General features: G+C 54.6%; 18 protein-coding genes. 16 read left to right on the top strand and 2 right to left on the bottom strand.

The window, feature by feature from the left end; genetic code table 11:
- The first annotated feature begins 224 nt into the window (after positions 1-224).
- The 9 genes from adhE to NYE48_RS18085 all read left to right on the top strand — a co-directional run bounded on the left by adhE (position 225) and on the right by NYE48_RS18085 (position 15,876).
- Positions 225-2,840 carry a bifunctional acetaldehyde-CoA/alcohol dehydrogenase gene (gene adhE / locus NYE48_RS18125; protein ID WP_340999628.1) on the top strand — a complete coding sequence of 872 codons (2,616 nt, stop codon included), beginning with the start codon at positions 225-227 and terminating at the stop codon, positions 2,838-2,840.
- A 486-nt stretch (positions 2,841-3,326) separates the two neighbouring features.
- Positions 3,327-5,588 carry a formate C-acetyltransferase gene (gene pflB / locus NYE48_RS18120; protein ID WP_340999627.1) on the top strand — a complete coding sequence of 754 codons (2,262 nt, stop codon included), beginning with the start codon at positions 3,327-3,329 and terminating at the stop codon, positions 5,586-5,588.
- A gap of 67 nt (positions 5,589-5,655) precedes the next feature.
- Positions 5,656-6,393: a pyruvate formate-lyase-activating protein gene (gene pflA, locus NYE48_RS18115; protein ID WP_340999626.1), complete on the top strand. Its 738-nt coding sequence runs from the start codon at positions 5,656-5,658 to the stop codon at positions 6,391-6,393.
- Between the two features lie 208 nt (positions 6,394-6,601).
- Positions 6,602-7,990 carry an extracellular solute-binding protein gene (locus NYE48_RS18110; RefSeq protein WP_036707747.1) on the top strand — a complete coding sequence of 463 codons (1,389 nt, stop codon included), beginning with the start codon at positions 6,602-6,604 and terminating at the stop codon, positions 7,988-7,990.
- 129 nt (positions 7,991-8,119) lie between these two features.
- Positions 8,120-9,946 (top strand): cache domain-containing sensor histidine kinase, encoded by a 1,827-nt coding sequence (locus NYE48_RS18105; protein WP_036707750.1) that lies wholly within the window; start codon positions 8,120-8,122, stop codon positions 9,944-9,946.
- Positions 9,936-10,724, top strand: coding sequence for a response regulator transcription factor (locus NYE48_RS18100; RefSeq protein WP_306433211.1), 789 nt, complete (start codon positions 9,936-9,938; stop codon positions 10,722-10,724). The genes NYE48_RS18105 and NYE48_RS18100 overlap by 11 nt, the downstream gene beginning before the upstream one ends.
- Before the next feature lie 96 nt (positions 10,725-10,820).
- A complete protein-coding gene (gene nagZ / locus NYE48_RS18095) occupies positions 10,821-12,437 on the top strand; it encodes a beta-N-acetylhexosaminidase (protein WP_340999625.1) in 1,617 nt (538 codons plus the stop codon).
- 304 nt (positions 12,438-12,741) lie between these two features.
- Entirely contained in the window at positions 12,742-15,210 is a 2,469-nt protein-coding gene (locus NYE48_RS18090; RefSeq protein ID WP_340999624.1) for a stalk domain-containing protein, read from the top strand.
- 171 nt (positions 15,211-15,381) lie between these two features.
- Entirely contained in the window at positions 15,382-15,876 is a 495-nt protein-coding gene (locus NYE48_RS18085; protein ID WP_212946960.1) for a hypothetical protein, read from the top strand.
- Between the two features lie 137 nt (positions 15,877-16,013).
- On the opposite strand, the gene NYE48_RS18080 is transcribed toward NYE48_RS18085, so the two are convergent.
- Both NYE48_RS18080 and NYE48_RS18075 read right to left on the bottom strand, forming a co-directional pair.
- Positions 16,014-17,069 (bottom strand): FecCD family ABC transporter permease, encoded by a 1,056-nt coding sequence (locus tag NYE48_RS18080; RefSeq protein ID WP_339324233.1) that lies wholly within the window; start codon positions 17,067-17,069, stop codon positions 16,014-16,016.
- A complete protein-coding gene (locus NYE48_RS18075) occupies positions 17,066-18,079 on the bottom strand; it encodes a FecCD family ABC transporter permease (protein WP_052146841.1) in 1,014 nt (337 codons plus the stop codon). Before NYE48_RS18075 ends, NYE48_RS18080 begins: the two co-directional genes overlap by 4 nt.
- 231 nt (positions 18,080-18,310) lie before the next feature.
- Between NYE48_RS18075 and NYE48_RS18070 the strand changes: the two genes are divergently transcribed.
- The 7 genes from NYE48_RS18070 (at position 18,311) to NYE48_RS18040 (ending at position 25,460) form a co-directional block, all read left to right on the top strand.
- Positions 18,311-19,282, top strand: coding sequence for an ABC transporter substrate-binding protein (locus NYE48_RS18070; RefSeq protein WP_036707761.1), 972 nt, complete (start codon positions 18,311-18,313; stop codon positions 19,280-19,282).
- Positions 19,283-19,554: 272 nt separating this feature from the next.
- Positions 19,555-20,019: a Fur family transcriptional regulator gene (locus tag NYE48_RS18065; RefSeq protein ID WP_036715689.1), complete on the top strand. Its 465-nt coding sequence runs from the start codon at positions 19,555-19,557 to the stop codon at positions 20,017-20,019.
- A 1-nt stretch (position 20,020) separates the two neighbouring features.
- On the top strand, positions 20,021-20,290 hold the full coding sequence (gene yidD / locus NYE48_RS18060) for a membrane protein insertion efficiency factor YidD (protein WP_036715687.1): 270 nt from the start codon (positions 20,021-20,023) through the stop codon (positions 20,288-20,290).
- A gap of 411 nt (positions 20,291-20,701) precedes the next feature.
- Positions 20,702-22,681: a methionine--tRNA ligase gene (metG, locus tag NYE48_RS18055; protein ID WP_340999623.1), complete on the top strand. Its 1,980-nt coding sequence runs from the start codon at positions 20,702-20,704 to the stop codon at positions 22,679-22,681.
- A 222-nt stretch (positions 22,682-22,903) separates the two neighbouring features.
- Positions 22,904-23,815: a metal ABC transporter substrate-binding protein gene (locus NYE48_RS18050; RefSeq protein ID WP_212947429.1), complete on the top strand. Its 912-nt coding sequence runs from the start codon at positions 22,904-22,906 to the stop codon at positions 23,813-23,815.
- A gap of 43 nt (positions 23,816-23,858) precedes the next feature.
- The gene (locus tag NYE48_RS18045; RefSeq protein ID WP_212946952.1) at positions 23,859-24,611 is read left to right on the top strand and encodes a metal ABC transporter ATP-binding protein; all 753 of its coding nucleotides are present in this window, start codon (positions 23,859-23,861) and stop codon (positions 24,609-24,611) included.
- A 39-nt stretch (positions 24,612-24,650) separates the two neighbouring features.
- On the top strand, positions 24,651-25,460 hold the full coding sequence (locus tag NYE48_RS18040; RefSeq protein ID WP_081992869.1) for a metal ABC transporter permease: 810 nt from the start codon (positions 24,651-24,653) through the stop codon (positions 25,458-25,460).
- Positions 25,461-25,477 lie beyond the last annotated feature (17 nt).

The following is a 25,477-nucleotide window of genomic DNA, read 5'->3' as shown; positions in this document are numbered from 1 at the left end:
GTTATCCCCTTTATCTCTTTCATTTTTAAAATAAATTTTAAGTAAATTATAACCTGAAAAATTTGGTTTTTGGGGGTTTTGAAGCCCGAAAAAGTGTCGAAATTCCGAATTTGTGATTATTTTCACTTTACCGTGTGAAAAACATCACCTCCGGGCCTTACCCGGTTTTGTTATGATCGGGCCAGAGAGAAAAGTTTTCAAAAAACCCCGGAAGGATGAGAGACATGGCTGTTAAAAAAGAACCCGCAGCAACACCGAAACCGGCGCCGGAAGCGTATATCCAGACTCTGATCGACAGAGCCAACGAGGCGCAGCAAAGTTTCATGGACATGACGCAGGAGCAGGTGGACGAGGTCGTTCAGGCGATGGCCCTGGCGGGGCTCGACCAGCATATGCGGCTGGCCCGGATGGCCGTCGACGAAACCGGCAGAGGCGTATATGAAGACAAAATCACCAAAAACATGTTTTCCACCGAATACATTTACCACAGCATCAAATATGAAAAAACGGTAGGCGTCATCGAGGATAACCCGTATGAAAGCTATCAAAAAATCGCCGAACCCGTCGGCATCATCATGGGGATCACGCCGGTGACCAACCCGACGTCCACGACGATGTTTAAGGCGCTGATTTCGATCAAAACCCGCAACCCGATCATTTTCGGCTTCCACCCGTCGGCGCAGCAGTGCAGCCGCGAAGCGGCGAAAATCATGCTGGAGGCGGCGGTAAAGCACGGAGCCCCGGCCGGCTGCATCCAGTGGATCGAAGAGCCGAGCATGGACAAAACGAACGCGCTGATGAACCATCCCGACGTGGCGCTCATTTTGGCGACGGGAGGTTCGGGCATGGTGCGCGCCGCCTACAGCTGCGGCAAACCGGCTCTTGGGGTCGGTCCGGGCAACGTGCCTTGCTTCATCGAAAAATCGGCGGATATCGACCAGGCGGTCACCGACCTCATTTTGTCCAAGTCGTTCGACAACGGGATGATTTGCGCATCGGAGCAGGCGGTCATCATCGAGGAACCGATTTTTGAGGCCGTCAAAAAGAAAATGATCGCAAACGGCTGCTACTTCGTCAATAAGGAAGAAACCGCTAAGCTGACGGCTGGCGCGATCAACCTCGAAAAATGCGCGGTTAACCCGGCCATCGTCGGCCAATCCGCCGTGAAGATCGCGGAAACATGCGGTTTTAGCGTGCCGGCAGGCACTAAAATTTTGGTGGCCGAAATCGAAGGCGTCGGTCCGAAGTACCCGCTGTCCGCGGAAAAACTCAGCCCGGTGCTGGCCTGCTACAAAGTCAAAAACGCGGAGGAGGGCATCCGGCGTGCGGCGGAGGTCGTCGCGTTCGGCGGCATGGGACACTCGTCGGTCATTCACTCGCATAACGAGGAAGTGATATCGGCGTTCGCGGACCGGCTGCAGACCGGACGGATCATCGTCAATTCGCCGTCGACCCACGGGGCGATTGGGGACATTTACAACACGAACCTGCCTTCGCTGACGCTCGGCTGCGGGTCGTACGGCCGGAATTCGACGTCTTCGAACGTCACCGCGGTCAATCTCATCAACATTAAAAGGGTGGCGCGCCGTACCGTGAATATGCAATGGTTCAAAGTACCGGATAAAATTTATTTTGAAAAAGGGGCAACGCAATATTTGGCCAAGATGCCGGACATCAGCCGGATCGCGATCGTGACCGACGAGATGATGGTGAAGCTGGGATATGTCGAAAGGGTCGAATATTTCCTGCGCCAGCGCCAAAATCCGGTCGTTATCGAAGTGTTTTCGGAAGTGGAGCCCGATCCGTCGACGACGACGGTGGACAGGGGCACCGAGATGATGAGACGGTTCCAGCCGGACTGCATCATCGCGCTCGGCGGGGGCTCGCCGATGGACGCGGCCAAAGCGATGTGGCTGTTCTACGAATATCCGGACACCGATTTTTCGAACCTGAAGCAGAAGTTCATGGACATCCGCAAACGGATCTACAAATATCCGCGCCTCGGGCAAAAGGCCAAATTCGTCGCCATTCCGACGACCTCGGGCACGGGATCGGAAGTCACCTCGTTTGCCGTCATCACGGACAAAAACCAAGGAAACACGAAATACCCGCTTGCGGACTACGAGTTGACGCCGGACGTCGCGATCGTCGATCCGGAGTTCGTGTACACGCTGCCGAAAACGGCGGTGGCCGATACGGGCATGGACGTGCTCACGCATGCGATCGAAGCGTATGTCTCGGTGATGGCTAGCGATTATACGGACGGCCTGGCGATCAAAGCGATCCAGCTCGTCTTCCAGTACCTTGAAAAGTCCGCGCTGACCGGCGACAAGATCGCCCGGGAGAAAATGCACAATGCCTCGACGCTGGCCGGCATGGCTTTCGCCAACGCGTTCCTGGGCATCAACCACAGCCTGGCGCATAAATGGGGCGGGGAATACCATACGGCCCACGGCCGGACCAATGCGATCCTGATGCCGCACGTCATCCGCTACAACGCGAAAAAACCGAGCAAGTTCGCGTCGTTCCCGAAATATTCGCATTTCGTCGCCGACGAGCGGTACGCGGAAATCGCTCGCATTTTGGGATTGCCTGCCCGCACGACGGAGGAAGGCGTAAACAGCCTGATTCAGGCCATACGGAAGTTGAACAAGGCGCTTGGCATTGAGGAATCGTTCCAGGAGCTCGGATTTGACGCCAAAGCGTTCGAAGCAAAGGTCGATTATTTGGCGGACCGCGCCTTCGAGGACCAATGCACGACGGCGAATCCGAAGCTGCCGCTCGTATCGGAGCTGGCGGACATTTACCGGAACGCGTTTTACGGGCGGTTCGAAGAATAAGCGAAGCGGGAGCCGGCGGCGGATCGGGGAAGCGTGACGTATTTGCTTGACGACCGCGCCGCCCGCCTATCCCCGAACAGGCTGCCGCCCAATGCGGACCGCATCCTTTGCAGGCGCGTGAAATCGACCTTCCCCTTAGGAAGACCGCCTGCAAAGTGATGTTTATCACAGCCGTTTTGCCGGAAGTTTTTTACACTGGACTTGTAAACGGGGATTTTGTCAAACATCCGAAAAAACGACTTTCGGTCCGCGATTTGATTTATGGAAGCGAAATCGTTTCGTTCCATAAAATGTACCCGGAAGCGGCTGCCATCGGATGCTGCAAAATCCTGAAGCAAGACCGCCGCATCGAGGAGAGCAAGCAGCATAAAAGCAGGATCAGATGGAGCAAGACAATAGCAAGATCAAATTTTCAACTAAGTGAAATAAATCACAAAAAATATCCATCGATGCGGCATTTACATCCTCAAAAACGGAGGGATTCCAATGTCTGTGCTGGAACAAGACGTACAAACCATGCCAACGGGCTGGCGGGGATTCAAAAAAGGGAACTGGACGCGCAAAGTCAACGTCAACGACTTTATCGAGCGGAATATCCGCCCGTACCTGGGGGACGAGGGATTTTTGCAGGGGCCGACGGACGATACGACCGAGCTGTGGAAGATCGTCTCCGATCTGACGAAAAAGGAAAGGGAAAACGGCGGCGTTCTGGACGTCGACGTCCATACGCCTTCCACGATCCTGTCCCACGGGCCGGGATATTTGGACAAAGACAAGGAGCAAATCGTCGGCGTCCAGACCGACGCTCCGTTCAAGCGGTCCATTCAGCCGTTCGGCGGCATCCGCATGATGGTGGATGCATGCAAAGCGTACGGGTTTGAACTTCCGCAAGAGCTGATCGACCTATTCACGAACATCCGCAAAACCCATAACCAGGGCGTCTTTGACGCATACACGACCGAGATGCGGGCTGCGCGCAAAGCGGGCATCATCACGGGCTTGCCCGATGCTTACGGCCGCGGCCGGATTATCGGCGACTACCGCCGCGTTGCCTTGTACGGCGTCGATTTCCTCGTTGCGCAGAAAAAACAGGAGCTGCTCGAGCTTGAGGTGGACGCCATGGAAGAAGACGTCATTCGCCTGCGGGAGGAATTGTCCGAACAAATTCGCGCCCTCGGCGAGCTGAAGCGGATGGCCGAAATGCACGGATACGACATTTCCAAACCGGCGCAAAACGCCAAAGAAGCTTTCCAGTGGCTGTATTTCGGTTATTTGGCTGCCATCAAGGAGCAAAACGGCGCCGCGATGTCGCTTGGCCGCGTATCTTCGTTCCTCGATATTTACATCGAACGGGATCTGGAGGAAGGCACGCTGACCGAAACGCAGGCGCAGGAGCTCGTCGACCATTTCGTCATGAAGCTTCGCATCGTGAAATTCCTCCGGACGCCGGACTACAACGAGCTGTTCAGCGGCGACCCGACCTGGGTGACGGAATCGATCGGCGGGATGTCGGTCAACGGCCAAACCCGGGTGACGAAAAACAGCTTCCGTTTCCTGCATACGCTGTACAATTTGGGACCCGCGCCCGAACCGAACCTGACGGTATTATGGTCGGAGAAGCTGCCGGAAGCCTTCAAAAAATATTGCGCGAAGGTATCGATCGAGACCAGCTCCATCCAATATGAAAACGACGATCTGATGCGCCCGATCTACGGCGACGACTACGGAATCGCCTGCTGCGTATCCGCGATGCGGATCGGCAAGCAAATGCAGTTTTTCGGGGCGCGGGCCAACCTGGCGAAATGTTTGCTGTACGCCATCAACGGCGGCGTCGACGAAAAGTCCGGCGCGCAGGTCGGACCGGAATATCCGGCGATCACCTCCGAGGTCCTCTCGTACGACGAAGTGGTCAAACGGCTGAAGCCGATGATGGAATGGCTGGCAAAACTGTACATGAACTCGCTGAACGTCATCCATTACATGCATGACAAATATTGCTACGAACGCATCGAGATGGCGCTGCACGACCGGGACATCCTCCGTACGATGGCCTGCGGCATCGCAGGGTTGTCCGTGGCGGCCGATTCGCTGAGCGCGATCAAACACGCCAAGGTCCGGCCGGTCCGCAACGAACAGGGCATCGCCGTCGATTTCGAAATCGAAGGGGAATACCCATGCTACGGCAACAACGACGACCGGGTGGACCAAATCGCCGTCTGGCTGGTGGAAACGTTCATGAGCATGATCCGCAAACATAAAGCGTACCGGAACGCGCTGCCGACCCAATCGATTCTCACCATCACGTCGAACGTCGTATACGGCAAAAAAACCGGAACGACGCCGGACGGCCGCAAAGCGGGCGAGCCGTTTGCGCCTGGCGCCAATCCGATGCACGGACGGGACAAAAAAGGGGCGCTCGCTTCCCTCAGCTCGGTAGCCAAACTGCCTTACGAGGAAAGCCTGGACGGCATCTCCAACACGTTTTCCATCGTGCCGAAAGCGCTCGGCAAAGAGCCGGAGACCCGCAAATCGAACCTCGTATCGATGCTTGACGGATATTTCGGCAGCAAGGCGCATCATTTGAACGTCAACGTATTCGACCGCGAGCAGCTCATCGACGCGATGGAACATCCGGAAAATTATCCGCAGCTGACGATTCGCGTGTCGGGTTACGCCGTCAACTTCGTGAAGCTGACCCGGGAGCAGCAGCTTGACGTGATCAACCGCACGTTCCACGGATCCATGTAAGAAACGGGATAACAGGCGGGCTCCGGGCCTGCCGGAACCGATAGCGGATGCGGAAAGGGTGACTTCAATGATCAAGGGACATATCCACTCCATGGAAACCTTCGGGACCGTCGACGGGCCGGGCATCCGCTTTGTTCTTTTCATGCAAGGCTGCCTGCTGAAATGCCAATATTGCCATAACCCGGATACGTGGGCGCTGGACGGCGGCAAAGAAATGACGGTGGAAGAAGCGTTGTCCGAAATCGAGCCGTATTTGCCGTATTACCGGGCATCCGGAGGCGGCCTCACGGTTTCCGGCGGCGAACCTACGCTGCAGTCGCATTTTGTGGCGGAACTGTTTCAGGAAGCGAAAAAACGCTGGAACCTGCACACCGCGCTGGACAGCAACGGATTTAACGAAGCGGAGCGAATCCGCCGGCTGCTGGACGTCACGGACCTGGTGTTGCTGGACATCAAGCATATCGATGACGCCAAGCATATCCGGCTGACGGGCAAATCCAACGAACGAACGCTGCAGACGGCGAAGTGGCTGTCGGAGCACGGGCGCAGCATGTGGATCAGGCATGTATACGTTCCCGGCATCCACGACGACGAGGAGGATTTGCTCCGGCTCGGCCGTTTCATCGGCACGCTCCGCGGCGTCGAAAAGTTCGAAATCCTTCCTTACCACCAGATGGGCGTCTACAAATGGGAGGAGCTTGGCAAAACTTATCCTTTGCATGGCGTCCCGAGCCCTACCGACGATGAGGTCGAGCGGGCCTACCGCTTGATCGAAGCGGGGCGCAAGCAAACCGGAACCGGTTAACCGGGCCGGACCTGAAGAGCTCTTTTCTGCAAAAGAAAAGGGCTCTTTGTTCGATTTCTGCCGGGGGCAAGGCATTCGAGGAGGGAGCATTTTTGCGAAATTTCAAGCCCAGTAGAGATTTTTATCCCCAAAATAGCAGATTGTTGCACTAACCTTGATGTATACTCATTCTTATAATGAGAATTGAGAGATTTAAGGGGGATCAACGATGAAGGTCAAGAGAAGCTTGATTCTTTTGATATCGCTGTGCTTCGCTGCTTCATTCGTGTTGACGGCCTGCGAGAACGGAAGCTCGCCCGCGAATGAAAACGCATCCAACGGCAAGGGGGCCAAAACCGAAAAAAAGGCCGAACCCTTCGATCTGACGCTCCGTCACACCCAGGTCGGCAAAGACAAAGAGAAACGGTTTGCCATCCTGAACGACGTGGTCAAAAAGGTGGAGGCCGAAGTCGATGGGCTGACCTTCAGGCTGGACGGCGTCGATTCCGACGTGAACCGCAAGGAAAAACTTCGCGGCGAGATGGCGGCAGGCAATCCTCCCGATATTTTCGACCTGTTCGGCAGCCCCGATTCCGCGATGTACGCCAAACAGGGGAAGCTGCTGGATTTGACGCCCATCATCGAAGAATTGGGCATCAAGGACAAATTTTCTTCGCTGGACGCCTTTACGTACGAGGGAAGGGTGTACGGCCTGCCCATCGGCGGATCGGGCGAAGGTTTTTATTACAACAAGGCCTATTTCCAAAAAAAGGGCTGGAAACCGCCGGCCACGTTCGCGGAGCTGGAACGCATGCTGGCCGAGATCAAACGGGACGGCAAAACCCCGATCGCTGCCGCGTCCAAAGCCGGCTGGATTCCGCTGATGATCACCAACCATCTCTGGTCCCGTTACGCCGGCCCGGACATCACCGCGAAGTTTGCCACCGGAGAAGCCAAGTGGACCGACCCGAACGTCGTGAAGGCATTCGCCAAGCATAAGGAATGGAAGGACAAAGGTTACTTTACCGAAGGCGAGCTTGGTTTGGAGTATCCCGAATATACGGCCCAGTTTACGAGCGGCCAAGCGATTCTGATGTACGACGGCACCTGGAAATCGTCCGTGTTCAAGCAGGGGGAATCGGGGGCCGCGATGTTCGGGAAGGTGGGATTTTTTAATATGCCTCCGGTGGAGGGCGGCGTCGGGGACCAAACCGCGCTGATGCTGAATTTCAACAACGGTTACGGCTTTTCGGCCGCCGTCGCCAAGGATCCCCGCAAAATCGCCGCCGTAAAGTCCTTCATCAAAAACATGTTCAACGAAGACATGCAAATCCGCGGGCTCGTCGAAGACGGCGTGCTGCCGGCGATGAAGCTGGATGCGGCCGTGCTGGCTTCAAGCATCAACGACAATCTGATGAAGGAGATCGTTGACGTGATCGAAAAAGCCGATACGAAGTTCCCTGCGTTCGACGCCCTCGTTCAAGCCGACGTCACCTCGGAAATCAGCAACGTGCAAATCCAGAAGCTGATCAGCGGCCAAACGACGCCGGAGAAAATGGCCGAAGCGCTGCAGAAGGTGCAGGATGACGCCAATCAGGCGGCGGAATCCGCCAGATAAAGGACCGTTTTTGCGGTTTGCCGGCACCGGCGTTGTCAGCGGCATGCCATGCCGCAGCGATCAAGTTACAGACTGCTGATTTTTGCAAAATACCGGATTTTGCAAATCTTGAGAAATGGAAGAGTGTCCATGAATTTGCGCAACAAGTTGTTTACGGCATTCGTCGTATTGATCATCGTGCCGTTATGCATACTGGGCGTCGTCACGTATATCGTATCGTCGCATTCGATCGAGGAAAAATACAGCCGCCAAACCGAATATTCGCTCAAATCGATCAGCTACAGCATCGGCACGGTGCTGCGGCAGATGGACAACGTGACGGACAACGGCATCGCCACCTCCGTTTTCCATATGGCGCTGGCCGCCAAAGACCCGTCCAAACAGGATTTGAACGAGGAGCAGCTCAGCCTGAACAACAGCCAGCGGAATTTCCGCAACCTGCTGTATAACCATCCCGCGATCAGCTACGCTTTTCTGTACAATTTGCACGGTGCCGTCGTGTCCGTGTTCACCAAGGAAAACTTCAAGACCATGCCTTTCGAGGATTTCAAAAAGCAACCCTTGTACCGGGAAGTGTTGGAACTGAACGGGGTGCCCAAATGGATCGCGCCGCACGAATATCCGGAATTGACCGGAACCGAACCGGTTTTTACGCAGATTCGCCTCGTCAAAGAGCTGAGTTATTTCAAAAACATCGGCATTCTGGTCGTGCAAATCAAAAACTGGGACATCGAGTCGATCTTCCGCAATTTGTCGCCGACGCAAAACATGCAGTCCACCCAGTTCCTGCTCGTCAACGACGACGGCCTCATTTTGTACGACCCGAACAAAACGCTGGAAGGAAAGCCGATCTCCTCCGTCATGAAAAAAACGGTCCGGTTCGGCTCCGGGTACCAGAGCTTCAAAACGGATTTCGACGATGAAAAAAGCATCGTTTCGATCTACCATATGGAGGATTATTCCTGGAACGTGGTCGCGGTGACGTCCTGGGCTTCCTTATCCAAGGAAACGCTCGTGTTTGCCCAGTGGTTCATCGGAATTACGCTGCTTTGCCTTCTGGCAGCCATCACGTTCAACATGGTGTTCATGAGAAGGATTACCGGCTCCATCGGGGTGATCGTGCGTTTCATGAGAAAGGTCGAAGGCGGCGATTTCAACGTTCAGGTCGAGGACCGGGGCAAGGATGAGCTGCATATTTTGGCAAAAGGCTTCAATGATCTGGTCGGCCAAATCAACAGCCTGTTCAAGCAGATCAAAACCGAGCAAAAGCAGAAAACGCAGGCGGAGCTGCGCGTGCTGCAGGCCCAGATCAAGCCGCATTTCCTGTTTAACACGCTGGAGTCGATCAACGTGCTCGCGATCCAGAACGAAGGCGTCAAGGTCAGCGAAATGGTGCACAGGCTGGGCAATATTTTGCGGATCAGCATTCAGGATAAGGAGGAAATTCCGCTCGACCAGGAAATCGAGCATCTGCGGAGTTATTTGGAAATCCAGAAGTTCCGGTTCGACGACCTGTTCGATTACGAGCTGGACATTCCGCCGGAACTCAGCCGGCGCAGCGTGCTTAAGCTCACCCTTCAGCCGCTCGTGGAAAACTGCATCCAGCACGGCTTCGAAGGCATTGCCTATAAAGGCCATATCCATGTTTCCTGCTGGACGGACCGGGGCCGCTTCATTTTGCAGGTACAGGACAACGGCATCGGCATGAGTCCGGAGCAGCTTCGGAAATTCGTTTACATGAAGAACGACAAGGAAGAGGAATCCGGCCGCAACGGCGATCAGGATCGGCATATCAATGAAGAGCGGAGGGGGCTGGGCGTAAGGAGCGTGGCCGACCGGATCCGGATTCATTACGGGGAGTACTACGGATTGTTCATTTGTTCCTCGCTTTTGACGGGAACGATCATTCAGTGCGTTTTGCCTGATGCCGAATGGAGGGAAAAAGATGATCCTTAACGTCATGCTTGTCGATGACGAGGCGCCGATCCTCAACAATTTGAAAAGCATCATTCCATGGAAGGAAATGAACATGCAGGTGCTGGCCGCCCGCAGCGGCAAAGAAGCTTTGGAGCTGTTCGACATCCACAACCCGGACATTATTTTATGCGACATCCGCATGCCGGTCATGGACGGATTGACCCTGATCGGGGAACTCCGGGAGAGGGGCTCCAAAGCGGAGATCATTTTGCTTACGGGTTACCAGGAGTTCGAATACGCCAGGGCCGGGATCAAATACAAGGTCCGCGACTACATCTGCAAGCCGATCCATTACAAAGAGCTCGAAAACACCATCCGGGCCGTCGGGGAGCAAATCGTTCAGCAGCGGTTGAAGGATCCTTTCCAGCAGACGGTATCCCGCATCGAGGAGACGGAAGGGCAGCAGAGCGCGAGGAAAAACCCGCAGCAGCTCATGGCCGAAGCCGTGGCGTACATTGCAAGCAAGCTGGATACGGATTTGGGGATCGAAGAGCTTGCCGGGCATCTGGGAATCAGCTGCAGTTATTTCAGCCTCCTGTTCAAAAACCATCTGGGCATGACCTTTGTGGAATACGTTACCGGAAAACGCATCGAGGCCGCGAAATATTTGCTGCTCCACAGCGACAAAAGCATCACGCAGATCGGCGCCGGCATCGGCTACCATGAGCGGCGGTATTTTACGAAGGTGTTTCAGCGGCATACCGGCATGACGCCGTCGGAATTCCGCGATCAGGCCAGAAGTATCCCCATGGGCTGATTTCCGTTATGATAGAAATGTTGGAAAAGCAAGGATTGCATCAAAGCGTTTGGTTGGAACTTATTTTTACGTTAATCAAAGGGAGTGCAGAGAAAAATGGATTTATCTACAATGACGCTGGAGCAAAAAATCGGCCAAATGTTCATCTGCGGATTTCATTCGTTGGTACCGGACGACCAGATCAAGAAGCTGATTCAGGAGCACCATTTGGGAGGAGTCATCTATTTTCGCCGGAATATCGGCGACCCCGAGCAGGTAGCGAACCTTTCGGCTTCGCTGCAAAAGCTTTCCGCGGATCAAGGGAACCTGCCCTTGTGGATCGCCATCGATCAGGAAGGCGGGATGGTGGCGCGGATCGACCATAAGAGAGTGAGCCGGATTCCAGGCAACATGGCGCTGGGAGCCACGGGCAACCCCGATTACAGCTATGAGGTATCGCGGGTCAGCGCCGAGGAACTGCTTCAGCTTGGCATCAACATGAACTTTGCCCCGTGCCTCGACGTCAACAACAATGCCCGCAATCCGGTCATCGGCGTCCGGTCCTTCGGGGAAGATCCGGAGCGGGTCGCCGAACACGGGGTGGCCGTCATCAAGGCGTTTCAGGAAAAGGGGCTGTCCGCAGCCGCCAAGCATTTTCCGGGGCACGGGGACACCAACGTCGACAGCCATATGGGACTGGCAACGGTCGAGCATGATTTGGACCGTTTGCAGCAGGTTGAGCTGAAGCCGTTCATCGAAGCGATCCGCGCAGGGGTCGACGTGATCATGACCGCCCACGTCATTTTCCCGGCCATCGAACCGGAGCGAATCCCGGCCACGTTGTCCAGATCGGTGCTGACCGGACTGCTGCGCGAGGATTTGGCCTACGACAGCATTATCGTGACCGATTGCCTGGAAATGCATGCGATCGCCAAATTTTTCGGCATCGGGGAAGGAGCGGTCAAAGCGATCGAGGCCGGAGCGGACGTCGTGCTCGTCAGCCATACGCTGAACGATCAGATCGAAGCGATCGAAGCCATCAAACATGCCGTGCGGACGGGAAGAATCAGCGAAAAAACGATCGACGCCGCCGTGACGCGCATTTTGGCGCTCAAAAACAAACGGCTGGCCGGCCTGAAAACTTCGGATGCGCCCGCACCGGCGGTATTTGTCGAGAGACACGAAAAACCCGAAGTGGACCGCCTTTTAAAGGAAATTTCCCTGAAGAGCGTAACGCTCGTCAAAGATCGCGGGCAGCTGCCGCTTCAAGCCGAAGCGCCGGTACTGGTCATTTGGCCCGAATTGCGGTCCGAGACGCAGGTCGACGAGCCATGGACGGAGTTCGTCACCCTTGGGGACGCATTATCCAGCCATCTGGAGCAAGTTCAGGAAATCGTCGTCAGCGCCGAGCCGGATGAGCAGGAGATCGAACGGGCCCTTTCCGCCGCGGCGGGCTTCAGCCAAGTGGTTCTGGTGACGTATACGGCGGGAAGCGCGCTGCCCGAAGGGCAACGCCTGCTGGCCGAGAAGCTGATGGAGCAGAAACATGACAAGCTGGTGGCCGCTTCCACCCGGAATCCGTATGATCTGAACGAAATTCCGTCCATGCCGGCTTATCTGTGCTGCTACGAAAACACGCCTTATTTCATGGAAGCGCTGGCGTCCGTGTTGGCGGGAAAAAGCAAAGCCGAAGGCAAACTTCCGGTCAGCCTGGATTTGCAGGGCGCTCACTAAAGCAACCGACAATACTTTAATAGTAGTCATGGACATGATTGACGGAGGGTTCCTTCATTCCGGGAATCTTCCGTTTCGTTTTTTGGGAACCCTGCGTCTTGTATTGTTTTTAACAAGTTGAGCAGGATATTTTTGCGGAAAATTGGCCATAAAACGAGGATTGTCCTATTTGAAAGTTAAGCCGTTTGACATTTTTCTTATTTTGCTTGAAAACGGTTAGAAACTTTTTAACGGAAACTGCGTCTAATACTATGTCTGTTTGAGGGCGAGATAGAAAAATGGGAGTGTAAAGGAGTCTCTGTACATGAATTTCAAGAAACTGACAATGATTGCTGTGTTAGCTGCGGCGCAAACGGCGCTTGTCGTTCCGGCCGCCGGCGCGGAAGGAGCGGGCACAGGTTCAATCGAAACGGTTCAAAACTTCACCATGAATGCAGCCAGCAGCGCTGACGGCACGTCTGGCGTCCAGCAGGACGGCGGCCAAGCAGCAGGAATGGCAAGCAATTCCCTCAGCGGGGATCAGAAAAACGAAGTTGCAGGAAAAGATCAAGCAGTAACGGAAGGAACAACAAACCAGGCAACAACAAATCAAGGAACGACAAACCAGGGTACGACAAACCAAGGGGCAACCGGCCAGAGCACGCCGGGCACGACGAACGGAACTCCGGCGGATAACTCCGGCAAAACGGAAGATGCCCAAACAGGCAATGTTCAACCAGGGGATGCCCAAACCGATCCGGCGTCGCAGAACGGAAGCAAGGATGCTTCGGACCCGACCGGAGAGCAGGGTGACGATAAATCGACCGGTGACGTGAACGGCCAAACCGGAACCGTAACGGATCAAGGCCAATCCGGGGGAACTCCGGTAACGTTCTCCGATCCGCTGCAAGCAGGTCCCGATCAGCTGATTCTGATGATGAACAGCAACAAAATGTACCAGAACGGAAAGCTGTATCTTGCAGGCCAACCGATGGCCGTCAAAAACGGGGTTTCCTACGTGGCCATCCGGGCTATGGTAGAGCGTGCAGGACTTAAGCTTACATACGACAACAAAACAAAAGAAACGATTATCATGAAAGACGGGAAGGAACTCCGCTTCAAAACGAACAGCAACGTGTATCGCGTTGACGGCGTTCCTACGAATATGAAAGGCCCGGCGTATCAGCAAAAAAACGTGTTTATGGTTCCGTTGACCTCCATTACTCAAGCGCTGAACATTCCATATACGGTCGATCAGCCGAATAAGAGAGTCATTTTGACGTTGTCCTCGAAGCCGGTTGCCGCGTTTACCGTATCGCCTAAGGATATTTTTGCGGGAGAAACGACGGTGACGTACACGACCCAAACGAAAGTTGCGGACGGACGGGAAATCGTGGATGAGCGTTGGGAAGGCAAGGAGGACGTATTCCAGGAGCCGGGTCAACACACGATTACGCACTACGTGCAAGACTCGAGCGGACAATGGAGCGAACCTTACACGGTTACCGTCAACGTCCTGAAGCCGAACGAACCGCCGGTCGCCAACTTTACGACCGATAAAGAAGAATACAAGATGGGCGAAAAAGTAACGATCACCGATCTGAGCACCGATGACGAGGATGCGATCGTAAGCCGCGAGTGGCTGAACGGCCGCAAGGCATTTTTTACGCCGGGTCCGGTGACCATCCGCTTGATCGTGACCGACAAACATGGCGCGACCAGCGAATTCCAGAAAACGATCAACATTACGAACGAAACGCTGTATACCGAAGATCAGTTCAACAAGCTGTTTACGGACGTAGGGGACAAATTTACGTTTGACGGCTCCCAAGTTCCGTCATGGAAAAACCTGCAGTACCAGATTTCCTCGGAAGCGTCGACCCTGATCCGCAGCAACAGTCCGGAAACCGTATATCAGGAAGGAATCCTGTATCGCGAAACCGGCCTTGGCGCTACCCGTTTCATGATTCACCACGTCAATTCGACCGGTAAAAACATGAAGCTGTACGTGATCGCGACCAACACCTATACGGATGCGCCTGCGCAATTGACGTTTGAGAATTTTGGCATGGGCGGTCCTAACCCGTATCCGACGTTGACCGGCAAGGTTTCGACGGAGCGTTATTTCCAAACGATGCAAAACCAATCGGCCCGTCAGGTCGTCACCCTGGCGCCGGGCGAAAGCAAGGTCATCATGCCGGACATCAGCAAAATCAAAATGAAGCAAGGGGATACCATTTCCGTGCTTTCCGATGCATTCAGCGATCTTCCGATCCAGTACACGTTCATCATGATCGACGAAAACAAGGATCCGCTGAAAACACTGCCGTTTTTGACGAACCTGGAGCGGGACGTTCATAACCGCGGAACCTATCCGGACTCCACCCGTTTGATCCGGTATGACGATGTTGTCGGCGATACTCCGTCCCGTCTGGTGCTCGGGGATGACAATCAGGATCCAAACCTGAGAGGTCTGGATGGCATCTATGGAACGGAAGCCTCGAACGCGGGCAACTTCGGCGTCTTGTATAAAATCACGTTAAGCCGGGTAGCTCCGCATACGTTGATCACGCTGAATCCGCGCGGAGGTTTGTACACGGGCGTGGTGCTGGTGAACGGCCAGCCTGTACAGGTTGCCAAAAACGTGTCCGTCAATGCGCCGCATGAAGCCAGCGTATTGTACCGCACGGGTAACGGCGAAGAAAACGTGGAAATTTGGTATACCGCTGCCTCGGGCAGCAACCTGCCGATCAACTTGCTGTTTACGCCGCTGCCTGAAGTCAAAACGCCTTAAGGCGTATAGTTGGTCAATTCAACGAAATCCGATCATTTCAGATGAAACCGAAAACTGCCTTTATATCCGATGATATAGAGGCAGTTTTTGCAATCAAGGGGATCGTGTATCCCTAACCTAAACAGGATCGATTTAAGCGTCGATATGGATCAGAGGAACGGGGGGAGACGTATGAAACGGTTGATCGTTATGTCCGGCGTTTTGGCCATTGCTTTTTTGTTAACGGCGGCGGCCGTACGTGCCGACGAACACGGTTCAGGGAACCGGAAAATCCCGGGAGAAGAAGTCGCATCCGTTAAGCTGGTGGGCGGAAAACCCGGGGATGAACTGCGGGGAACGATTTGGACGAAGGATGACCCGATCATCGCCCAAATGACGGGGTGGCTTCAAGCAGCCGAACCTGTCCCGGGTCAAACGGAATATGGGCGGCACGGTTACCCGATGGCTGCCGAGCTTACGACCGAACATCAACAAAAGATGAGGGTTGAGCCGGCGTATGATTGCGTTTCGGTTACGAATCCGGACGGCAGCGGCATGAAGACCTGCACGCCGGCGGAAAACGAAATCGTCGTCAGCCGCGGCCAAGAAAAACAAAGGGTCATTTCCCCGGAAATGTACGAATGGCTGCTTGCCGGATATCAATACGAACATCGCGCCGCCGAATAGATAAAATCCCCAAGGTCATTTTTGAAAATTCACAAAAAAGCCTTCCCGTCATGTAATGGGAAGGCTTTCGTGCATTTAAAGAGGTTGCTTTTTAAGAAATCGTAGCCGGATCATTCAAGGCTGAAGGCGATTTAGCCTTATGAGCTTCGGCTTCGCCACAGCAAATAAATGAAAAACGGAGCGCCCACCGCCGAAGTGAAAACGCCGACCGGAATGTCGAGCGGGGGGACAAGGTTCCGGGCCAGCAAATCGGCGAGAACGACGATCAAGGCCCCGCATAAGGCGCTTGCCGGAAGCAGCGAGCCGTAGGAAGATCCGATCAGTTTCCGGGCGATATGCGGCGACAGCAGCGCAACAAAGCCGATGGCCCCGCCGACGGAAATGCCTGCCCCCGCCAAACCAACCGCAATAAAGATGAGCATCGTCCGGTCTTTTTCGACGCTGCTCCCCGCGCCGGCCGCAAGGTCGTCGCCAAGCTGGAGCATGTTGATGCGGCGGGATAACGCCAGGCTTAACAGGCCTAACACGATAAACCACGGCAGCAGCATGTTGACGTGCTTCCAGGAGCTGCCGTATACGCTGCCCAGCAGCCAGTTAAAAGCTTTTTGCGCGACGTCAGTCGGGCCGGTCACCAGAAGCATGGTCGACAGCGACGAAGCGACGGCCCCGATTCCGACCCCGACAAGCACCAGCATCAAAGGGTTGACTCCTTTTTTCCACGACAGGAAATAAATGAGCAGGGTCGTCAAGGTCGCTCCGATGAAGGCTGCCGGAGGCAGCCAAAAGATGCTTGCCGAAGGAACCAGGGTAATGATGGCCGTTGCCGCAAGCGAAGCGCCGCTGGTTACCCCCATGACGTCCGGGGAAGCGAGCGGATTGCGGATCAACCCCTGCGTGATGGCGCCGGACATGGCCAGGCATGCTCCGACCATGGCTCCGACCAACACCCGCGGCAGGCGCAGCTTCTGCACGACCACGACGTCCAAAGCATTGCCTTGTCCGAAAATGCCCTGCACGACGGCCCAAGGGTTTACGTATTTCGTGCCAAAGCCGATGCTTACGATGACGGCAAGCAATAGCAAAACGGCGAGGCTGGTCAAGACGGTTATTTGTTTTCGGCTGGTCAGAAAGGAAATCCGGCTGCCCTTCATCCGAATGGCGATCGGTTCTTTGGATTTATCGGAACGGCTCATTTTTTTAACAGCCCCTTTCTGGCAGCGTGAATAAAGAAAGGAACGCCGATGATGGCAGTCATGACGCCGATCGGGATTTCCCGAGGCATGGCGATGAAACGTGCCGCGATGTCGGCGAGCAGCAATAAGATGCCGCCCATCGCCGCGCTGTACGGAATCAGCCAGCGGATGTCCTTGCCGACGACGGTTCGCGCGATGTGGGGGATGACGAGACCGAGAAAACCGATCGGGCCGGCCACGGCAACGGAGCTGCCTGCCAGGACAACGATCAGCACGCCCATCGTAAGCTTGAGCAGCGCGGTTTTCTGCCCAAGGCTTTTGGCGACGTCGTCGCCCAGCATCAGCGTGTTGACCGAAGAGCTGATCAGGATGGAAACCACCCATGCAGCAAGCATATACGGAAGCAGGCGAAGCAATATATCCAGGCTTCTGCCTTCGACCGATCCGGACATCCAGAAGAGGACCTCTTCCATCGCGCGCCCGCTAATGATGAGCATGCCGTTGGTCATGGAACTGCAAAACGCGGTGATGGCCGCGCCGGCCAGCGTAATTTTCAGCGGCGTGAGCCCTTGCCGCCCGGCGGAGCCGAGCACGAAAACGAACAGGCAGCTGACGCCCGCGCCCATGAAGGCGATCCAAGTAAAAGAAGTGAGCGAGCTGACCCCGAAAAGCACGAAAGAAGCGACCACAAACAGGGAAGCTCCCGCATTGATGCCGAAAATGCCCGAGTCGGCCAGCGGGTTTTTGGTCAAGGATTGCAGCAGCACCCCGCAAATGCCGAGGCTGCCTCCGACAAACGCCGCGATCAACGCCCTGGGCACCCGGACTTCGCGCACGATCAGATGCTCCGTGCTTCCGTTGTAGGACGTAAATGCCTCCCATACTTGACGCCAAGCGGTGGCATGGACGCCGAACAGGATGCTGGCCGCGACGCAGAGCAGCAGGAGGATGATCCCGGCGACCAATCCGATCCATTTATATGTAGTTTTTTGCAGCCAAACCGTCTGCAAGGCAGATCCCTCATTCCTATCAGGCAAATAAACAACATCTAAAAGTGTAAGGGGAGGGATGAAACTTGTCAATGAATATCATTCTCAATTGAGGCAGGCAATGAAAGGGGATTCGCATACGGAAGTCCGATGTTTTCTCTTCGTTGTTGACAAGCCAAAGCGTTATCGATTAGGATAAGATTCGATACTGATAATCATTATCAGAGAATTCGAAGGGGAGACATAGATCATATGAAAAAGTGGAACGGAATCATACTTATGCTTCTGGCAGCGGTACTCGTTTTGTCCGCCTGCGGCAGCGGAAATACCGCGGGCACGGGAAGCGAAAGCGGAAATAAAGAGGCGGAGCAAAGCACGGACAATGCGAAACGCACCGTCGAGACGATCATGGGCAAGGTCGAAGTGCCGGCTCACCCGCAGCGTGTCGTCGTTCTGACCAACGAAGGCACCGAAGCCCTTTTGTCGCTTGGCATCAAACCCGTCGGAGCCGTTAAATCCTGGACCGGGGATCCATGGTATCCGCATATCAAGGATCAGATGCAGGGCGTAGAAAACCTGGGCGAAGAAGGCCAGCCGAACGTGGAGGCCATCGCCGCATTGAAGCCGGACCTCATTCTGGGCACGAAAATGCGCCAGGAAAAAATCTATGACCAGCTGTCCGCGATCGCTCCGACCGTCTTCTCCGAGACGCTGCGCGGCGAGTGGAAGGAAAACTTCAAGCTGTGGGCGGATGCCGTCAATATGAAGGACAAAGGCGACGAAGTCCTGGCCGCATACGACAAGCACGTGGCCGACCTGAAGGCGGAACTCGGCGACAAGCTGAAAACGAAAGTGTCCATGGTCCGTTTTATGCCGGGCAAAGCCCGTATTTATTACAGCGACACGTTCTCGGGAATCATCCTGAATGAGCTTGGGTTCGCCCGTCCGAAAGCCCAGGAAAAACAAGGTTTCGCCGACGACGTAGGCAAAGAGCGCATCCCTGAAATGGACGGCGACATTCTGTTCTATTTCACGTATGAAACCGGCGACGGCAAAGGAAGCGAAATGGAAAAAGAATGGACCAACGATAATCTGTGGAAAAACCTCGATGTCGTGAAAAAGGGCAATGCCCATAAAGTCGACGACGTCATCTGGAACACGGCAGGCGGCGTTCTCGCGGCTAACCTGATGCTGGATCAGCTGAAAACTTATTTCGTAAAATAAAGAAAAAAACATTCAGAAAGTCGACAAAAAGAGGCTTTCCCGAAGAGCAAGCCGCAGCTTGCCGCGGGGGAGCTTCTTTTTTTGTTGCTGGACGGATCCTGCTTCAAACGTTCTTGCTTGGGCAGCGGAAGCAGGTGCTTCGATTGACTGTCATGCCGTTTTGAGGCATTATTAAAAGTATTAACATGCCGCAAAATTCGAACGATTTTGAGGAAAGCGGCAAAAGCGAAGACAATGCTTTTTGCGTTGATCTCGACGGGAGGATGAGCGTAATGCTTTCGACGGACCAGATCATTAACGCCATGTCGGAACAGGGACTGCGCATTACCGACCAGCGGAAGACGCTCGCCGGATTGTTTGGCGAACATGCGGGGTATTTGTCGGCCAAGGACGTTTATGAGTATATGTGCAAAAAATATAGCGGTTTAAGCTTTGATACGGTATACCGGAACCTCAGGGTCATGCAGGAGCTTGGCGTCCTGGAGCAGGTCGTCTTTGAGGACGGCATCAAATTCAAGGCCAGCTGCAGCGAGGATCACCATCATCACCACATGATCTGCCTGCAGTGCCAGCGGACGTATCCGATCCATTTCTGCCCCGTGCAATTTACGGATGCTCCCGAACAATTTCAAGTCGTGACGCATAAATTCGAAGTGTTCGGATATTGTAAGGACTGCCAGCATGCCGTGCCGGACGAGGCGGGCTCCGGTGCCTCCAAAACCGCCGGAGGGCGATAAGATGGGCATTTCCCGGAAAGCGGTTCAAGGCCCGATCCGGTTCTACCGCAAATTCATTTCGCCGCTCAAGCCGCCGACATGCAGGTTTTATCCGACCTGCTCGGCTTACGCCTTGGAAGCGATCGAAGTGCACGGGGCCTTAAAAGGCTCCTGGCTGGCGGCCAAACGGATCGCCAAATGCCAGCCGTTTCACCCCGGTGGACTGGATCCGGTCCCGCCGCGCAAGGAAAAAGGCGGCAATCACGGGAGCAGCGCCGGACGCCTCACTTGACTTTGGCAGGTTCGGTTCAGTATATTAAGGAATATATGGCATTTCCGACGAACGGATGAGTAAGAAAATGTCCGCTTAGCTCAGAGAGCCGGGGGAGCTGCAAACCGGTCTAGGCGATTTTCCGAAGATGGTCCCGGAGGAACTGCTTTCGAGCGGAGCGGACGTTGACGTCCGGCTGCGTAAGGATGCGGCGTGTTCCAGCGTTAATGGATGGTCACCGGCGGCTGCCGGGAACCGATGGAGCCTGTCTTCCGGGAGGAAGCGGGGAAATTGGGTGGTAACACGTGAGAGAACTCTCGTCCCATAGCGGGGCGGGATTTTTTTGTTTTACAGGGATTTTGCGAAATCCAAAAAGCGACTTTGCCAAATCCTGATTCAGGAAAATATCAGTATGTGGAGGATGACAAACCTATGTCCGAAAAAAAGACGTTTTATTTGACGACGCCGATCTATTACCCGAGCGACAAGCTGCATATCGGCCATGCCTACACGACGGTGGCCGGCGATGCCATGGTCCGTTACAAAAAGCTTCGCGGCTATGACGTGCGTTATTTGACGGGAACCGACGAGCACGGGCAAAAAATCGAACGCAAAGCAGCCGAAGCGGGCAAAACGCCGCAGCAGTTCGTCGACGATATCGTGGCGGGCATCAAGGAGCTGTGGAAAAAACTCGACATCTCAAACGACGATTTTATCCGCACGACCGAACCGCGCCATACGAAAGTCGTGCAGGAAGTGTTTGAACGCCTGCTTGCGCAAGGCGACATCTACAAAGGCGAATACGAAGGCTGGTATTGCACGCCGGACGAGTCCTTTTTCCTGGAAAGACAACTCGTGGACGGCAAATGTCCGGACTGCGGACGTCCCGTGGAGCGCGTAAAAGAGGAAAGCTACTTCTTCCGCATGAGCAAATACGTCGATCGTCTGCTTCAGTACTACGAAGAGCATCCGGATTTCATTCAGCCGGTTTCCCGCAAAAACGAAATGATCAACAATTTCATCAAGCCGGGTCTTGAAGATTTGGCCGTTTCCCGGACGACCTACGAATGGGGCGTCAAAGTCAAAAGCGATCCGAAGCATGTCGTTTACGTATGGATCGATGCCCTGCTGAACTATGTCACGGCGCTCGGCTACGGCTCGGAGGATACGTCGTTGTTCGATAAATATTGGCCTGCGGACGTCCATCTCATGAGCAAGGAGATCGTCCGTTTCCATACGATTTATTGGCCGATCATTTTGATGGCGCTGGATCTGCCGCTGCCAAAAAAAGTGTTTGCGCACGGTTGGCTTTTGATGAAGGACGGCAAAATGTCGAAATCCAAAGGCAACGTCGTGGACCCGGTGACGCTCATCGACCGCTACGGCCTGGACACGCTGCGTTATTACCTGCTTCGCGAAGTGCCGTTTGGCGCGGACGGAACCTTTACGCCCGAAAGTTTTGTGGAACGCGTCAATTCCGATTTGGCGAACGACCTCGGCAACCTGCTGAACCGTACCGTTGCGATGGTCGACAAATATTTCGACGGGCGGGTGCCTGAGTACAAATCCGGCGTCACCGCATTCGACGGCGAGCTTGAAGATGCAGCAAAAGCCGTATATCAAAAGGTCGAAGAAGCCATGGAAAACATGGAGTTTAGCGTCGCTTTGACGGCGATCAGCCAGTTCATCAGCCGCAGCAACAAATACATCGACGAAACCCAGCCTTGGGCGCTCGCAAAAGACGAAAGCAAACGCGTCGAATTGGCTTCGGTCATGACGCATTTGGTCGAAAGCCTGCGCATTGCCTCGATTCTGCTGCAACCTTTCCTGACCCAGGCGCCGCGCAAAATTTGGGAGCAGCTGGGCATTCAAGAAGGCGAACTGACCGCGTGGGACAGCGGAAAAACATTCGGTTTGATTCCGGCCGGCACGCAGCTGGTCAAAGGCAACCCGATTTTCCCGCGGCTGGATGCGGAGCAGGAAATCGCCTATATTAAGGAAGCGATGACCGGCGGCGCGCCTGCCGCAAGCGAAGCGGAAACGGCTAAAGCCGAAACGCCGGCCGCGGCGGAAGCGCCGGAGCTCAAAGAAGAGATCGGCATCGAGGACTTCGCCAAAGTCGAGCTGCGCGTCGCGCAGGTCATCGCCGCCGAACCCGTCAAAAAAGCCGACAAATTGCTGAAGCTCCAGCTCGACCTTGGCTTCGAACAACGCCAGGTCGTTTCCGGCATCGCCAAATTTTATAAGCCGGATGAGCTGGTCGGACGGAAGGTCATCTGCGTGACGAACCTGAAGCCGGTCAAGCTGCGGGGCGAGCTGTCGCAAGGCATGATTTTGGCGGCCTCCCAAGGCGACCAACTGACCTTGGCCACCGTGCCTGACGGCATGCCGAACGGAGCCGTAGTCAAGTAATCGGCCCCAAACGGTCTGAACAAGAGTATATCTAGGGAATAATAAGACGGAGTACCTTTGCAGCCATAAGGTATTACGTCTTTTTTTGCCTGGGTGTTGACAAGTTTTCAAAGCCCATTCTATAATTTGTTAGTAAAAATTACGATTAAGGAAGGTTTTAGTCAGGTGAAAAAAACATGGAGGCTTAGAAGCGGGGCGGTCGGGCTGATCGTGCTGATCGTCATGCTGGCGGCAGGCTGCGGTCCGCAGAGCCAAGGGAAAATCGTTGAAGGCAAGGTCAATGTGGTGACTACCTTTTACCCGATATACGAATTTGCGAAAGCGATCGGCGGCGAAGACGCCAACGTCATCAATTTGCTGCCGGCGGGCGTCGAACCCCATGATTGGACGCCGCGAAGCCAGGACATCGTCAATACGTCGAAAGCGCAGCTGTTTTTTTATAACGGCGCCGGACTGGAAGGATGGGTTCCGCAGTTTTTGAAGGGGCTGAACCGGGACAGCCAGGTGAAGGCTTACGAGGTCAGCCGGGGCATCAAGCTGATCGAAGCAAACGAAGAGGACGAGCATGAACACGAGCATCAGGAAGGCGCAGGGCACAGCCATCAGCATCATGTCGATCCGCACACGTGGGTAAGCCCGAAATCGGCGCTGATCATGGCGGAAAACATGAAAAACAGTTATATTGAAGCCGATCCGGCCCACAAGGATGCTTATAACGAACGTTATTTGAATTTGAAGAAACGTCTTGAAGAACTGGATCGTGAATTCGCCTCCCAGCTCGGCAAGATGCCGCGCAAGGAGATCGTCGTGTCCCACGAGGCTTTCGGTTATCTGGCGCGGGATTACGGTTTGACGCAGCATGCCATTATGGGCCTTTCTCCCGATGCGGAGCCGCGTTCGCGGGATTTGCTGGAGCTGTCGAACCTCGTGAAGGAAGAAGGAATCCATTATATCTTTTTCGAAGAGCTCGTTTCCGATAAACTGGCCAAAACGCTGGCTTCCGAAACGGGGGCGGAAGTGCTCGTGCTGAACCCGGTCGAAGGTTTGACCGAAGATCAGCTGAAGCGCGGCGACGATTATTTTTCGCTCATGCGCAATAATTTGGCGAATCTGATTTTGGCGCTGCAGGAATAGGAGATTCCGGCAGCGATTCCTATGAGAAAGGTGGAGATCCACTATGTTTACGCCGAACCTCGAAGATTGCCATCAGCCCGTGGTGGAACTGGAGCATGTTTCTTTTTCCTACCGGGGCCAGCAGGTCATCTCCGATTTAAGTTTTTCAGCCAAAGAACGGGATTTCGTCGGCATTATCGGGTCCAACGGCGCGGGCAAATCGACGCTGCTCCGGATGATCGTCGGGCTTTTGCCTGCGGGGGACGGGCAGATCCGGCTGTTCGGCCAGCCGATCCGCAAGTTCAAGGACTGGGAGCGGATCGGTTACGTTCCGCAAAAAAACGCGTTTAATCCTTTATTCCCGGCCACGGTGCGCGAGGTCGTGATGTCGGGCTTGTACAATAACAAAACGCTGTTTAGAAGAGTCGGCAAAAGCCAGCAGCAAAGATGCGACGACGCGATGGAGGTCATGGGCATCGAATCGATCGCCGGCAAAAAGATCGGGGAGCTGTCCGGAGGCCAGCAGCAGCGCGCCTTTCTGGCAAGGGCGATGATCAATCGTCCGGATTTGCTCATTTTGGATGAGCCTACCGTCGGCATCGACGCCAAAACCCAGGCCGACTTTTTCGAGCTCGTCACGCATATGCACCAGCATCACCACATGACGTTCCTGATGGTTTCGCATGATATGGGGATGGTCGAAAGTTACCTGGGCCAAGAGCCCAAACAGCAGAACGGCAGCATCAATTTTTACGTCCGGCATTCCCATGATATTCAAAATTGCGAGGTTCCGGATTTGCAGCATTCGTTGTCTTGACCCGGAGCCGAAAGCAATTTGCGAGAAGGAGTCGTTTGAATGGTTATCGATATTATGCTAAGTGATTTTTTTCAGCGGGCGCTTGCCGGGGGGATCTTGATCGGCATTACCGCTCCGCTGATCGGGATATTTTTGGTGCTGCGCAGGTTGTCCATGATCGGCGATACGCTTGCGCACGTCACGATTGCCGGGGTGGCGCTCGGTTTTTTGATCGAGGTGTACCCGCTTGGCGCAGGCCTTGTCTTTGCGGTTGTCGCGTCGTTTGCGATCGAAAAGCTCCGGAAAGCTTATAAAAGCTACGCCGAGCTGTCCATTGCCATCATCATGTCCGGCGGCGTCGCGCTGGCTTCTTTGTTTTTTACGCTCGGTATGGGTTACAATACAGATGTGATGAGTTATTTGTTCGGAAGCATTTATACCTTGGATACGCAGGATTTATACGTGGTCGGTGCCGTTACGGTGGTCGTGGTCGCGGTGGTCGCCCTGTTTTTCAAAGAGTTTTTCCTGCTCAGCTTCGAGGAGGACGCCGCAAGCGTCAATGGGCTGCCGGTGCGTTTGCTTAACATGCTGATCACGGTTTTGACCGCGCTCGTCATCAGCACGGCCATCAAAATCGTCGGGGCGCTGCTCGTGTCGGCTTTGCTGACGATACCGGTCGCCATCAGCCTGCTGATCGCGCGCAGCTTCAAATCCTCCGTCATCTTATCCGTGGTCATTTCCGAAATCGCCGTCATTATCGGGCTCGTCATCGCCGGCATTTGGAATTTGGCGCCTGGGGCCACCATCGTGCTCCTGCTGATTCTGCTTCTCGTGTTAACCATGGCCGGCAAAAAAGGACTTTCGGTTTAACCTAGATTAGGGGGTAC

This window comes from Paenibacillus sp. FSL M7-1455, from assembly GCF_038004655.1.
Classification (GTDB): Bacteria; Bacillota; Bacilli; order Paenibacillales; family Paenibacillaceae; genus Paenibacillus_AQ; species Paenibacillus_AQ cookii.
The sequence above is the reverse complement of the archived record's forward strand: the minus strand, read 5'-3'. Positions and strand labels throughout refer to the sequence as shown.